Below are 10,858 nucleotides of genomic sequence, written 5' to 3' on the forward strand. Positions count from 1 at the left end.
AACATGGCTCAGCGAGTCGAAGTCGTCCTGATCGACGATGTTGACGGCGGACACGCCGACGAAACCGTCTCCTTCGCGCTCGACGGGGTCTCTTACGAGATCGACCTCAGCGACAAGAATGCGAAGAAGCTGCGCGACGCAATGGCCTCATGGACCGGAAACGCGCGTCGCAGTGGCAGTGCGCGCGGGCGACGCCGCTCGTCCAGCGCTGCCGCACCAAAGCGAACCGATCTGGGATCGGTTCGCGAATGGGCTCGGGCCAACGGCTACCAGGTCTCCGACCGCGGTCGGATCGCCGCGGAGATCCAAGGCGCCTACGACAAGGCCCACTGACAGTCTTCCGATGACTCATCGAGGGGCCATCTCCCGAACGGGAGGTGGCCCCTCGTCGTCAGGACTGGGGCGTCGTGATCTCGGCGGCGAGGTCTCCCGATTGCTCGACCCGCTCGAGGACTTCGTCCATCCGCAGCTGACGAATCATCTCGCCTGCCGCGCCCGCCTCGACCTCGTCCCAGCCACGGGGCGCGGCCACGGTTGGTGCCTCCCGGCCGCGAAGGGAGTACGGACAGATTGTCGTCTTGGCGGCAACATTCTGACTCCAGTCCAGAAAGATCTTGCCCGGGCGCAGATCCTTGGCCATCTTCCAGACGACGAGATCCGGGTGCTTCTTGGTGAGCTCCTGCGCAAGCTGCAAAACGGTGTCCCTGATCTCGTCACTCGTGTGGCCAGCGACGGGCAATCCGGCATACAGCTGCATACCCTTGCTGCCGCTCGTCACGGGCACGGAAGCCAACCCGATCTCCGAGAGGCGGTCGCGCACGATGACCGCGACGACCGATACCTCCCGCAAGCCGGTGCCGGGGCCAGGATCGAGATCAATGACGAGACGGTCAGGATTGAGCGGGACCGCGTCACGACCTTCCCCCTCGAACCGCCATTGCGGCACGTGAAACTCGAGGGAGTTGAGATTGGCGAAGAAGGTGAGCCCGGCAAGGTCGTCGATGAAGGGAAAGACGGGATCGCGGCCCGCCCGACGAATCCAGGCTGGAGTGCCGGCCGGCACATTCTTCTCGAAGAACTGCATGTCGTGGACGCCGTGCGGATAGCGAATCCGGGTGACCGGCCGATCGGCGAGATGCGGCAGGATCACCGGCGCCATCCGGGCGTAGTAGTCGATGACCTCTGCCTTGGTCGTCCCGGTCGCCGGATACATCACCTTCTCGAGGCTGCTCAGCTTCATGCGCCGGCCCTCGACCTCCACGGTGACCTTCGGGCCGGCTTGCTGGCGTGCAGGTCCGGGCATCACTCGCCGCCCAGGATGAGGTCGTCGACGTCGTCAGGGGACAGGTCCTCCCGTAGACGCTTGAACGCCGGTTGGCGAAGGCGGCCCTGGTGGCCCAGCCCGAGGGACTCGACGTCGGCGACGAGCACCGGGTGAACCCAGCGCGCGCCCATGGCGTCCTCGGGCGGAATCTCCGTCACGAAGGGGGACTCCTCCAGTTCGATGGTCGACAGGCTGCGTCTCAACGAGTCACCGGCGCGGCCCGCCAGCCCGGCCCCGACTCGGCCCAGGAAACGAAGGCCCCCCGGCCCCGGCACACCGACGAGCACGGCGCCGAGCCGGTCCTGCACCGTTCCCGTGGACTCGGGCCGCCAACCGCCGATGACCACGGAGGTACTCCCCCGATGCGGTGACTTGAGCCAGTCGGGAGAGCGGACGCCGGGCCGGTAGATCGACCCGGTCCGCTTGCTGACGATGCCCTCCAGACCCTGCTCGCGCGTCGCAGCATGTAGCAGTCCTCCGTCCTCGAAGGTCGGTGGTGTCTGCCACCGCGGCCCCTGAAGCTCAAGGCGCTCGAGCGTGGCCCGGCGGTCACTCCAGGCGCGGCCGAGCAGCTCGACGCCGTAGAGGCGCAGCAGGTCGAACGTCATCAGGGTCACGGGGCTGCGCTCGGCGAGCACCAACGCACGCCGCGCATTGGTGACGTGGAACCGCTCGGCGAGCAGACCGAAGGACGGCTTGCCGGCGTCGAGACAGACGATCTCGCCGTCAAGCAGCATGTCGGCGTATTCCGTTGCCAGCGGAAGGAGATCCGGAAAGGCGACCGTGACGTCGCGCTCAGTGCGCGACGTGAGCCGGAGCGAGCCCTCGCTGACGTCCGCCAGCACGCGCATTCCGTCCCATTTCACCTCGTGGATCCACTCGTCGCCCGACGGGATGACCCGTGTGGGCGTCGCGAGCATGGGGCGCATGGGTGCATTCTTGTTCTCATGCGAGCCATCTGGAAAGGCGCAGTGTCCTTCGGACTCGTCAACGTCCCGGTCCGTCTCTTCTCCGCGACCGAGAACCACGACGTGCAGTTCCGGCAGGTCCACGAGAAGGACGGAGGGCGCATCAAGTACCAACGGGTGTGCTCGATCGACGGCGAGGAAGTGCCCTATTCCGACATTGCGAAGGGCTATGAGACAGCGGATGGACAGATGGTCGTCCTCTCCGATGAGGACATGAAGACCCTGCCATCACGCTCGTCCAAGGAGATCTCGATCGAGAAGTTCGTGCCCGCGGACCAGATCGACCCGCTCCTTTTCGACCGCTCGTATTACCTCGAGCCGGACAAGACCGGTCTCAAGCCGTACGTCCTCCTCCGGGATGCGCTCGAAAAGGCCGACCGCATGGCCGTGGTCACCGTCTCGATTCGGACCCGGATGACCCTGGCCGTGCTGCGCGTGCGTGAGGGCGTCATCGTCCTGCAGACGCTGCTCTGGGCGGACGAGGTGCGCCAGCCGGAGTTCGAGTTCCTCTCCGAGGACACGCAGGCCACCGACAAGGAGCTCGCGATGGCGGCCTCGCTCGTCGACTCCCTCGCCGGGGACTACGAGCCGGATGAGTTCGAGGACGACTACTCCGAGGCGGTCGAGGCACTCGTCGCGAGCAAGATCGAAGGCGGTGAGCTGAAGGAGGCGCCGACAGCACCGGCGGAGGAGACCGAGGTCGTGGACCTGCTGGCTGCCCTGCAGCGCAGCGTCGACAAGGCGAAGGCGGCCAAGTCGGGAGGTACGTCGACGAGCGAGATCCGCGAGGAGGCGGACGCGGAGAAGCCGGCCGACACCGCCAAGAAGGCGCCCGCGAAGAAGGCCGCTGCCAAGAAGGCTCCCGCGAAGAAGGCGGCCGCGAAGAAGACGACAACCAAGAAGGTGGCGAGCAAGCGCAAGGCGAGCTGATCAGGACACGATGCCGTAGGCCGCTGGGCTGGCTCCCGACGGAGCGTAGCGGTCCGCAAGGATGGGCCCATGCAGACCGTGTCGGTTGAGGAGCTGAGCTCCAGGATCCAGTCGCTGCCGCCGAATCCACGCATCGTCGTCAGCGGGAACATGGCCATTCCGTGGGACGGCGTGAAGGTCATCGACCAAGCGCTGCCCGAGTACGTCCTCCACGCCCTCAATGCGCCGCCGGGTCTGCCCGAACGCGCCGGAGTGACGGTCGAGACCTGCTTCGTCGGAGCGGGCATGCGGCGTCATCCCGGGCTGAGGTACGTCCCGTCGCGCCTCTCCCTCGTCCCACTCCTGTACTCGCGGACGCTCCTGCCCGATGCCGTCCTGATCCACTGCGCGCCCCCGCGCGAGGGGCAGCTCAGTCTCGGTGTGGAAGTCAACGTCCTACCGGCCGCGATCGAGGCCTGCCGCGCGCGCGGGGGTCTGGTCATCGCGGCCATCAACGACCGCATGCCGTACACCTTCGGCGACGCCCAGGTGCCGGTCGACCACGTCGACGTGGCCGTCACGGTCGACGCACCGCTCGTCACGCACTCGGCCGGCACGCCGGACGATGAGAGTGCGGTGATCGGCCAGCGCGTCGCCTCAATGGTCCTCGACGGCTCGACCATGCAGCTCGGCATCGGCGCCGTTCCCGATGCGACCCTCAACGCGATCATCGGCCGCAAGGGCCTCCGGGTGTGGACCGAGATGTTCTCTGACGGCATCCTCGCCCTCGACTCCGCAGGAGCCCTCGACCGGGACCATCCCCTCGTCACCTCGTTCGTCTTCGGAAGCCAGGACCTCTACGACTGGGTCGACGGCAACTCATGGGTGCGCATGCTCCGCACCGAGAAGACGAACGACCCAGGGCTCATCGCCCAGCAGCGCCGGATGACCTCGGTCAACACCGCACTCGAGGTGGACCTCTTCGGCCAGGCGAACGCGTCGCGGATCAACGCACGGATCCACTCCGGCTTTGGCGGCCAGACCGACTTCATCGTCGGTGCGCTCCACTCACCTGGTGGCCAGTCCTTCATCGCCCTGCGGTCGTGGCACCCGAGGGCTGACGTGTCCACGATCGTGCCGCTCGTCGACGAGCCGGTGACGAGCTTCCAGCAGAGCGCCATCGTGACCGAGAACGGAGTCGCGCAGCTGTGGGGGCGCGATGAGCGGGAGCAGTGCCGCGACCTCATCGATGAGTGTGCTCACCCACGCGTTCGTGAAGAGCTCTGGGAGGAGGCGGCCGGGCTCGGACTCGCCTGAGCCCCAGCCACGCCCGATGGCGGCGATGGGCCGCGGAGCGAGCCCAGCGGCATACGGCATCTCATTGGGTCGTAGCCTGAGGCCCATGAGCGGACCTGAACGCCCCGTCGCGGTGGTCACCGGCGCCACCCGCGGCATCGGGCGTGCTGTGGTCGAGGATCTCGCCGCCACCCATCACGTCGTCGTGTGCGGCCGGACAGCCGAGTCGGTCAGGGCTGCAGTCACGGACCTGCCCTCCGCCGAGGGCTTCGTCGCCGACCTCGCCGACTGCGGACCAGGCGGGTCGCTCGAGCGGGCGCTCGCCGACCTCGTGCCGCGGCTCCGGCGCGTCGACGTCCTCGTGCACTCCGCCGGAGTCCTCCGCCGGGGCAGCGTCGCCGACGTGCCGATGTCGGACTGGGAGCTGTCGATGCGAGTGAATCTTGTTGCAGTTGCAGGGATCACGCGCGCGCTCCTCCCGGCGCTCCGGACCGCTCACGGCCTCGTCGTGGTGCTCAACTCCGGAGCCGGACTCAGTGCCACTGCCACCATGGGCCCGTACAGCGCCTCGAAGTTCGCCCTCCGCGCTTTCGCAGACCTGCTGCGCGACGAGGAGCGAGCCAACGGCGTGCGGGTGACGTCCATCCATCCCGGCCGCGTCGACACCGACATGCAGCGCGAGATGATCGACTTCGAGGGAGTGCAGTACCAGGCGGATGAGTACCTGCGCGTCGAGTCAGTCATCAGTGCGGTGCGGCTCGCGGTGACCGCCACTCCGGAGGCGTCCATCGACACGTTGACGGTGCGGCCGCGCGGGTTCCGCCCTTGATGGCTGGACTGCGGCTCAGATGCGGCTGGCGCCACGCGTCGGCATGATCGCGAACTGCGTGAAGGTCAGCGCCTCGATGAGCGCGGCCTCACGCTGGTCGCGGGCCATCTTGCGGGTCGCCACCTCGATGATGACGTCACCCGACCAGCCGGTGTCGACGAGGTGCTCGAGGACCTCGCCGCACGGCTGCGAGCCGCGGCCGGGCACGAGGTGCTCGTCCTTGAACGATCCGAGACCGTCGGCGAGGTGGAGGTGTGCGAGGCGCGGCCCGAGCTCGCGCACCATGTGCAGGGCATCCGAGCCGGCCGTCGCCGTGTGGGACAGGTCCATGGTGACGTTGTCGTAGGGCTGGTCCACCGGGTCCCAGTGCGGGAGGTAGGCGAGCATCTCGCGCCGAGCCGTGCGCCAGGGGAACATGTTCTCCACCGCGAGCCGGATCCCGGTGTCGTGCTCACGCAGGGCCACGCCATCGACGAAGGAGGCGGCGTAGTCACGCTGCCATCGGAACGGCGGGTGGAGGACGACGGTGGGCGCGCCGACCTCCAGGGCCAGCTCGATGGAGCGGTCGACCTTGTGCCACGGGTCGGTGCCCCACACGCGCTGGGTGAGCAGCAGCGTCGGCGCGTGGATCGACGCGATGGGCAGCCCGTGGTGCTCGCTCAGCGCACGCAGGGCGCCGGGCTCCTGCGTCACCGGGTCGGTCCACACCATGACCTCGACGGCGTCGTAACCGAGCCGCGCGGCCGTCGCGAAAGCGGTGGCCGCGTTGTCCGGGTACATCGCGGCCGTCGAGAGCCCGATCCGGATCGTCATGGGGTTCATTCTGGGGCACGGCCCGGACGGACGACGGACGAGGCCCCTGTGACGCGCGCACCTGCCCTGCTCGTGGGTTCCGTCTGGGTCCTGGCCGAGTCCTAGCCGGGCCGGTTCGACACCTCGTCAGGGTCGAGCAGGTCGAGGCGCCGCAGGATCAGGCCCTCCCGGAGCGCCCAGGGACAGATGTCGAGCCGGTCGACATTGAGCAGGTCCATCGCCGCCTCTGCGACGAGGGCACCGGCGAGCATCTGGTGGGCGCGGGCCTCCGACACGCCGGGCAGCGACACCCGCGCCGCTGCGTCGAGACCCTTGAGCTTGTCGACGATCGTCTCGAGATCGGCGCGCCGCAGCTCCCGCGGGACGAAGGGTCCGCTCTCGCGCGGAGCCGCCCCGGCGATCCGCGCGAGCGAACGCATCGTCTTGGACGTGCCGACCACGCGGTCCGGGCTGGGGGCCTTGAGCAGCGGCCGAACCTGTCGGGCGACCGTTGCCCTGATGTAGGAGCGGACGGCGCGCGACTCCCCGGCACTCGGCGGGTCGCCGGGAAGTCGTTCCCGGGTGATCCGGCCGGCGCCGAGCGGCAGGCTGATCGCAACGTCCGGGTCCTCGTCGATCCCTGAGGCGAGCTCGAGTGAGCCCCCGCCGATGTCGATGACGAGCAGCCGCCCACTCGACCAGCCGAACCATCGGCGAGCGGCGAGGAAGGTCACCCGGGACTCGTCGACCCCGCTCAGGACCTCGAGCAGGATGCCCGTCTGCTCCCGGACCCGCTCGATGATGGTGTCCCCGTTCGGCGACTCGCGCATCGCGGACGTGGCGAAAGCGAGCAGCTCCTCGACGCCCTGGTCCTCGGCGATCTCGAGGCACTCACGGAGGAACTCGACGAGCCGCACCGTCAGGTCGTCGCTGATGAGGCCGTCAGGAGTGAGGTGCTCGGACAGGCGCAGGTCGACCTTGTGGGAGAACGCCGGGAGGGGATGGGCGCCGGCGTGCGCGTCCACGACGAGCAGGTGGACGGTGTTGGACCCGATGTCGATGACGCCCAGCCGCATCCTTCGACACTAGCCCGACTCGGTGAACATCCCCTGAACGGTCCGTGACCGGCGGCTCCGACCCGTCAGGGAGTGCGCCGGCTGAGCGTGAGGGAGGCCAGGGCGAGCGCGAGGACGATGAAGCCCGCGACGATCACCATCGACCAGGCGCCGGCACTCGTCACCTCGTCGTGCGCCGTGACCTCCTTCATCGCGTCGACGGCGTAGGACAGGGGTAGCAGGTCGGACACGGCGCTGAGGAACGCGGGGAGCCGGTCGCGGTCGACGAGCAGGCCGCAGAGCAGGAACTGCGGGATGATGAAGGCCGGCATGAACTGCACCGCCTGGAACTCGGTGCGCGCGAAGGCACTGGCGAGCAGCCCGAGCGAGGATCCGAGGACGGCGACGAGGACGGCGACCAGCACGAGCATCCACAGCGGCCCGAGGACGTCGAGATCGCACACCCAGATCGCGAAGGACGTCGCGAGGAGTGCCTGGACGATGGCCAGCGCACCGAAGGCCCCGGCGTAGCCCAGCATGAAGTCGGCCTTGCCCATGCGGGTCGTGAGGAGCCGTTCCAGCGTCCCCGACTGGCGCTCCCGCAGCGTGGCAACCGACGTCACGACGAACATGACGACCAGCGGAAAGACACCGAGGAGTGCAGGGCCGATCGCATCGAAGACCGGCGTGTTGTTGTAGATCCAGGCGAGCAGCCCGATCGCGACCATGGGCACGCCCATGATGAGCGCGATCGTGCGGTGGTCCGTGCGGATCTGCCGCAGCGCACGCCCGGTCGTGGCGATGGTCAGCCCGGCGTTCATCGGTTCACCTCTCCATCGGACGCTCTACCGGTCGCCTCGACGAGGGCAAGGAAGGCGGCGTCAGCGTCGGTCTGCCCGGTGCGCTCCAGCAGCTCGGCCGGCGTCAGGTCGGCCAGCACCTGGCCGTCGCGCAGGAGGACGAGCCGATCGCAGCGGGCCGCCTCGTCCATGACGTGGCTCGACACGATGAGGGAGCGCCCTTGGCGGACGAGGTCATGGAAGTGGTCCCACAGGTCGCGGCGCAGGATGGGGTCGAGGCCCACGGTGGGTTCGTCGAGCACGAGCAGGCTCGGGCTGCCGACGAGAGCGCAGGCCAGCGAAACGCGGGACTCCTGGCCTCCGGAGAGGTTTCGGACGAGGTCGCCGGCATGGTCATCCAGGTCGACCTCGGACAGGGTGTCGTCGACCGCCTTGCGCAGGTCCCGCCCCGTCAGTCCCACAGACCGGCCGAAATAGGCGACGTTCTCCCGGACCGTGAGGTCCTGGTACACGCTGAGCGACTGCGCCACGTAGCCGACCTGGTCGCGCAGCGCCTGGCTGCCTGCCGGATGGCCGAGGACCGTCACGGTGCCGGACTCGATGACCTGGACGCCGACGATGGCCCGCATCAGCGTCGACTTCCCGGACCCCGAGGGCCCGAGCAGGCCGATGACCTGACGGGCGGGGATCTCGAGCGACAGCGCAGGCAGCACCCGACGCTTGCCCCGCACGACGGTGAGGTCACGGACGAGAACCGCGGGACTCGCTTCGGCCTGGGTCATAGCCCCGAATCTACTGGTGCGCCAGTCCACGTCGGTCCATTGACGGCCACCTCTGGCCGATCGAGAATCGAGGTGTCCGGTCCGCCTTTGGATCGACGGACCCAGTAGTGAAAGAAGGGTCGATCCTCATGAAGCGATCGACACACCTACAGGATGTCGTCGCACTCGTCGCCGGCATCTACGCCTTCCTCTCGCCCATCTGGACGACCACCACGACCAGGGCCACCTGGACCATGGTCGTGCTCGGCGTCATCACTGCGCTGGTCGCGCTCGCGGAGATGGTGCGACCCGACATGGTCCCCCTCGAAGGGCTCATGGTGATCCTCGGAGCGGCATTCATCGTCGCGCCGTGGGTCATGGGCTTCAGCACCACCAGGCCCATGGCCTGGACCGCGTGGATCGTCGGAGCCGTCACCTTGCTCGTCGGGGTGGCAGACCTGCAGGTGACCCGAACGCACCGCCGGGACATGACGGCGCCGTCGCACTGACGCCCTGACCGCCGGACCGGGTGCTCGGGCCGGTGCGAGGCCTTCGCACCGGCCCCCGGCGGCGCCATCACGCACGTGGCACCACGACGACGTAAGGTGTGGCGGTGGCCGAAGCACCCCTCGATCTCCCCCGCGTGTGGGTGGAGTTCACCGACCCTGACGACGCAGGGCAGCGCTTCCGGTGTGATCTCACCTGGCTGACGAGCAACTGGACCTGCATCTTCGGGGCCGGGTGCCGGGGGATCTACGCCGACCGTCCGGACGACGGCTGCTGCACCCTCGGTGCGCACTTCACCGACGACGACGACCTCAGCCGGGTGGCCGCCGTCGTTGCTGAGCTCGGTGAGGACGAGTGGCAGTACCGGGACGTCGGCACCGCGACCGGTCATCGGAGGGACTGGACCGAGAAGGAGGACGGGGCACGCAAGACGCGGGTCGTCGACGGCGCCTGCATCTTCCTCAACCGGCCCGGTTTCCCGGCCGGAGCCGGCTGCGCCCTCCACCAGCATGCGCTGCTGACCGGCGCCCAGCCCCACACTGCCAAGCCGGACGTGTGCTGGCAGCTGCCGATCAGGCGCACCTATCGGACCGTCGAGCTGCCCGACGACACGAGCTACCTCGAGGTGACGATCACCGAGTACGACCGGCGCGGCTGGGGTCCTGGGGGCCACGACCTCGACTGGTACTGCTCCGGCAACCCCGAGGCGCACGTCGGCCGTGAGCCGGTCTACCGTTCGCTGGCGCCGGAGCTCATCGAGCTGATGGGTCGGGCTGGCTACGAGGAGCTGGCGATTCGCGCGGAGGCGCATGTGGCGCAGGTGCGAGCGGTGAGGGCGCGAGGTGCCCACAAGCTCCTGCCGCTCATCGTGCACCCGGCGACGATCGCGGCGACGCCCAGGCGAGGCCGGTCCACGGCGTGAGCGACGTCATCGCCTCCCCCAACATCTGGGACACACCTGATGTCTACGAGGTCGAGAACCAGGGCGTCGACCGCGCGGGTGTCATCGAGTCGGCGATGCACGAGATCCAGGACTGGGCCGGACGAGACGTCGTCGACATCGGTTGCGGGACGGGATACCACCTGCCGATGTTCGCCCGCACAGCCCGCTCGGTCGTCGGCGTGGAACCCCATCCACCGCTGGCTTCTCTTGCGGCACAACGCGTTTCCCGTATGCCGCTGTGCTCGGTTCGTGAGGAGGGTGCAGCCTCGATCGGGGTTGCGGATGCGTCCTTCGACGTGGCGCACGCACGGTGGGCCTACTTCTTCGGGCCGGGATGCGAGCCCGGGCTGGCCGAGCTCAACCGGATCATGCGACCCGGAGGCGCGGCCTTCGTCATCGACAACGACGCGACGCGGTCGACATTCGGGTCGTGGTTCCGCAGGGCCCTGCCGTCCTACGACCCCCGAGCGGTCGAGCGGTTCTGGCAGCGCCAGGGCTGGTCACGCGAGCGTCTCGACATCCGTTGGGACTTCGACTCGCGCGAGGACTTCGAGGCCGTTGTCCGCATCGAGTTCGCACCGGACCACGCCGACCTCATCCTCGCCGAGCACCCGGAGGCCACGGGAGTCGACTACGCCGTCAACCTCTGGTGGCGCCGCTACTGACGACACTCG

13 protein-coding genes are annotated in these 10,858 nt (G+C 68.6%); 7 read left to right on the forward strand and 6 right to left on the reverse strand.

What is annotated here, in order from left to right:
- Positions 1 to 3 precede the first annotated feature (3 nt).
- A complete protein-coding gene (locus VIR15_RS04065; protein ID WP_331926205.1) occupies positions 4 to 333 on the forward strand; it encodes a histone-like nucleoid-structuring protein Lsr2 in 330 nt (109 codons plus the stop codon).
- A gap of 58 nt (positions 334 to 391) precedes the next feature.
- Here VIR15_RS04065 and ligD (VIR15_RS04070) read toward each other — a convergent pair whose 3' ends face one another.
- Together ligD (VIR15_RS04070) and ligD (VIR15_RS04075) are read right to left on the reverse strand one after the other, a co-directional pair.
- On the reverse strand, positions 392 to 1,303 hold the full coding sequence (gene ligD / locus VIR15_RS04070) for a non-homologous end-joining DNA ligase (protein ID WP_331926193.1): 912 nt from the start codon (positions 1,301 to 1,303) through the stop codon (positions 392 to 394).
- Positions 1,303 to 2,253, reverse strand: coding sequence for a non-homologous end-joining DNA ligase (gene ligD / locus VIR15_RS04075; RefSeq protein WP_331926194.1), 951 nt, complete (start codon positions 2,251 to 2,253; stop codon positions 1,303 to 1,305). The genes ligD (VIR15_RS04070) and ligD (VIR15_RS04075) overlap by 1 nt, the downstream gene beginning before the upstream one ends.
- A gap of 18 nt (positions 2,254 to 2,271) precedes the next feature.
- Between ligD (VIR15_RS04075) and ku the strand changes: the two genes are divergently transcribed.
- From ku to VIR15_RS04090, 3 genes are all read left to right on the forward strand, one after another.
- Entirely contained in the window at positions 2,272 to 3,222 is a 951-nt protein-coding gene (ku, locus tag VIR15_RS04080) for a non-homologous end joining protein Ku (protein ID WP_331926195.1), read from the forward strand.
- A gap of 69 nt (positions 3,223 to 3,291) precedes the next feature.
- The gene (locus VIR15_RS04085; protein WP_331926196.1) at positions 3,292 to 4,518 is read left to right on the forward strand and encodes an acetyl-CoA hydrolase/transferase family protein; all 1,227 of its coding nucleotides are present in this window, start codon (positions 3,292 to 3,294) and stop codon (positions 4,516 to 4,518) included.
- 85 nt (positions 4,519 to 4,603) lie between these two features.
- On the forward strand, positions 4,604 to 5,326 hold the full coding sequence (locus VIR15_RS04090; RefSeq protein WP_331926197.1) for an SDR family oxidoreductase: 723 nt from the start codon (positions 4,604 to 4,606) through the stop codon (positions 5,324 to 5,326).
- A gap of 15 nt (positions 5,327 to 5,341) precedes the next feature.
- Here the strand turns inward: VIR15_RS04090 and VIR15_RS04095 are convergent, their stop codons facing one another.
- From VIR15_RS04095 to VIR15_RS04110, 4 genes are all read right to left on the reverse strand, one after another.
- Positions 5,342 to 6,148, reverse strand: coding sequence for a sugar phosphate isomerase/epimerase family protein (locus tag VIR15_RS04095; RefSeq protein ID WP_331926198.1), 807 nt, complete (start codon positions 6,146 to 6,148; stop codon positions 5,342 to 5,344).
- A 92-nt stretch (positions 6,149 to 6,240) separates the two neighbouring features.
- Positions 6,241 to 7,194: a Ppx/GppA family phosphatase gene (locus tag VIR15_RS04100; protein ID WP_331926199.1), complete on the reverse strand. Its 954-nt coding sequence runs from the start codon at positions 7,192 to 7,194 to the stop codon at positions 6,241 to 6,243.
- A 65-nt stretch (positions 7,195 to 7,259) separates the two neighbouring features.
- A complete protein-coding gene (locus VIR15_RS04105; protein WP_331926200.1) occupies positions 7,260 to 7,994 on the reverse strand; it encodes an ABC transporter permease in 735 nt (244 codons plus the stop codon).
- Positions 7,991 to 8,755 (reverse strand): ABC transporter ATP-binding protein, encoded by a 765-nt coding sequence (locus tag VIR15_RS04110; RefSeq protein ID WP_331926201.1) that lies wholly within the window; start codon positions 8,753 to 8,755, stop codon positions 7,991 to 7,993. Before VIR15_RS04110 ends, VIR15_RS04105 begins: the two co-directional genes overlap by 4 nt.
- Positions 8,756 to 8,883: 128 nt before the next feature.
- Between VIR15_RS04110 and VIR15_RS04115 the strand changes: the two genes are divergently transcribed.
- The 3 genes from VIR15_RS04115 to VIR15_RS04125 all read left to right on the forward strand — a co-directional run bounded on the left by VIR15_RS04115 (position 8,884) and on the right by VIR15_RS04125 (position 10,849).
- Positions 8,884 to 9,243: an SPW repeat protein gene (locus VIR15_RS04115; protein WP_331926202.1), complete on the forward strand. Its 360-nt coding sequence runs from the start codon at positions 8,884 to 8,886 to the stop codon at positions 9,241 to 9,243.
- 104 nt (positions 9,244 to 9,347) lie between these two features.
- A complete protein-coding gene (locus tag VIR15_RS04120) occupies positions 9,348 to 10,163 on the forward strand; it encodes a DUF3109 family protein (RefSeq protein WP_331926203.1) in 816 nt (271 codons plus the stop codon).
- Positions 10,160 to 10,849 (forward strand): class I SAM-dependent methyltransferase, encoded by a 690-nt coding sequence (locus VIR15_RS04125; RefSeq protein WP_331926204.1) that lies wholly within the window; start codon positions 10,160 to 10,162, stop codon positions 10,847 to 10,849. The genes VIR15_RS04120 and VIR15_RS04125 overlap by 4 nt, the downstream gene beginning before the upstream one ends.
- Positions 10,850 to 10,858: the final 9 nt, after the last annotated feature.

The sequence above is a fragment of the Intrasporangium sp. genome (assembly GCF_036566125.1).
In the GTDB taxonomy this organism is placed as follows: domain Bacteria; phylum Actinomycetota; class Actinomycetes; order Actinomycetales; family Dermatophilaceae; genus Intrasporangium.